The 2,500-nt window shown below is 54.2% G+C and carries 2 rRNA genes (1 of these 2 only partly in view); both read left to right on the top strand.

The features are described from left to right. Nucleotides 1–2,067 (top strand): 23S ribosomal RNA (locus tag QP609_RS20610); it begins 811 nt to the left of the window's first position. Nucleotides 2,068–2,193: 126 nt separating this feature from the next. After that, nucleotides 2,194–2,308: ribosomal RNA gene (gene rrf / locus QP609_RS20605) — 5S ribosomal RNA — on the top strand. Nucleotides 2,309–2,500: the final 192 nt, after the last annotated feature.

Genomic DNA, 2,500 nt, shown 5'->3' with positions numbered 1-2,500 from the left:
TAGGTAGCGCCTCATATGTATCCTCTCGGGGGTAGAGCACTGTTATGGCTAGGGGGTCATCGCGACTTACCAAACCATTGCAAACTCCGAATACCGAGACGGACTGTATGGGAGACACACGGCGGGTGCTAACGTCCGTCGTGAAAAGGGAAACAACCCAGACCCACAGCTAAGGTCCCAAATTTTGTGCTAAGTGGAAAACCATGTGGAAAGGCACAGACAGCCAGGAGGTTGGCTTAGAAGCAGCCACCCTTTAAAGAAAGCGTAATAGCTCACTGGTCGAGTCGGTCTGCGGGGAAGATTTAACGGGGCTAAGCACAGAACCGAAGCTTGGGGTGCATACTTTGTATGCGCGGTAGAGGAGCGTTCCGTAAGCCGTTGAAGGTGGATTGAGAAGTCTGCTGGAGGTATCGGAAGTGCGAATGCTGACATGAGTAACGATAATGCGGGTGAAAAACCCGCACGCCGAAAGCCCAAGGTTTCCTTGCGCAACGTTAATCGGCGCAGGGTGAGTCGGCCCCTAAGGCGAGGACGAAAGTCGTAGTCGATGGGAAGCAGGTTAATATTCCTGCACCTCGCGTAAGTGCGATGGAGGGACGGAGAAGGTTAGGTGTACCAGGCGTTGGTTGTCCTGGGGAAAGGCGGTAGGTTTGGATCTTTGGCAAATCCGGGATCCTTTAAGACCGAGCACCGAGACGAGCCTTTATGGCGAAGTCACTGATACCACGCTTCCAGGAAAAGCTCCTAAGCTTCAGCTTACGCAGACCGTACCGTAAACCGACACAGGTGGGTAGGATGAGAATTCTCAGGCGCTTGAGAGAACTCGGGTGAAGGAACTAGGCAACATGGCACCGTAACTTCGGGAGAAGGTGCACCCTTTTTGGTGGCTCGTGCGAGCTATAGCTGAAGAGGGTCGCAGTAACCAGGCCGCTGCGACTGTTTATCAAAAACACAGCACTCTGCAAACACGAAAGTGGACGTATAGGGTGTGACGCCTGCCCGGTGCTGGAAGGTTAATTGATGGGGTCAGCCGCAAGGCGAAGCTCTTGATCGAAGCCCCAGTAAACGGCGGCCGTAACTATAACGGTCCTAAGGTAGCGAAATTCCTTGTCGGGTAAGTTCCGACCTGCACGAATGGCGTAACGACAGCGGCGCTGTCTCCACCCGAGACTCAGTGAAATTGAAATCGCTGTGAAGATGCAGCGTTCCCGTGGCAAGACGGAAAGACCCCGTGAACCTTTACTATAGCTTTACACTGAACGTTGAGTTCGTCTGTGTAGGATAGGTGGGAGGCTATGAAACTGTGGCGCTAGCTGCAGTGGAGCCATCCTTGAAATACCACCCTGTCGTGCTTGACGTTCTAACCTGGGCCCATTATCTGGGTCGGGGACCGTGTATGGTGGGTAGTTTGACTGGGGCGGTCTCCTCCTAAAGAGTAACGGAGGAGCTCGAAGGTACGCTCAGCGCGGTCGGACATCGCGCACTGTGTGCAAAGGCATAAGCGTGCTTGACTGCAAGATCGACGGATCAAGCAGGTAGGAAACTAGGACTTAGTGATCCGGTGGTTCTGTATGGAAGGGCCATCGCTCAACGGATAAAAGGTACTCCGGGGATAACAGGCTGATACCGCCCAAGAGTTCATATCGACGGCGGTGTTTGGCACCTCGATGTCGGCTCATCACATCCTGGGGCTGTAGTCGGTCCCAAGGGTATGGCTGTTCGCCATTTAAAGTGGTACGCGAGCTGGGTTCAGAACGTCGTGAGACAGTTCGGTCCCTATCTGCCATGGGCGTTGGAGATTTGAGAGGGGCTGCTCCTAGTACGAGAGGACCGGAGTGGACGAACCTCTGGTGTTCCGGTTGTCACGCCAGTGGCATTGCCGGGTAGCTATGTTCGGAAGCGATAACCGCTGAAAGCATCTAAGCGGGAAGCGCGCCTCAAGATGAGATCTCCCGGGGCACAAGCCCCCTGAAGGAACCATGTAGACTACGTGGTTGATAGGTCAGGTGTGTAAGTACAGCAATGTATTGAGCTAACTGATACTAATGATCCGTGCGGCTTGACCATATAACCTCAAGTTGCCTTGGCTTTACGACAACGTCGTAAGAGCATCCAAGTGCACGCTACGTCACAAGAACTATGCGAGGCTGGCGCCTTGTCCCACCGGGACGAGTGCGACTCTCCAAAAGCCTCCCTGGTGAAATTAGCGCTGTGGAACCACCCGATCCCATCCCGAACTCGGAAGTGAAACGCAGCTGCGCCGATGGTAGTGTGGCTCAAGCCATGCGAGAGTAGGTCATCGCCAGGGTTTATACCCGAGAACCCCGCTGCATGCGCAGCGGGGTTTTCCTTTTTTTGCAGGCACCTGGTTTCGACCTGGACTTGCGGCAACAACTTCACGAAGAGCTTCAAGTTCCTCAAACAAGTTGTTGACAAAGCTGAAAGGCCTGCCATAATAGGCGGCTCGCAACGACGAAAGGCCCTCGGGCCCAACGACGAA

This window comes from Stenotrophomonas sp. 8(2023), from assembly GCF_030345295.1.
In the GTDB taxonomy this organism is placed as follows: Bacteria; Pseudomonadota; Gammaproteobacteria; order Xanthomonadales; family Xanthomonadaceae; genus Stenotrophomonas; species Stenotrophomonas muris.
The sequence above is the reverse complement of the archived record's forward strand: the minus strand, read 5'-3'. Positions and strand labels throughout refer to the sequence as shown.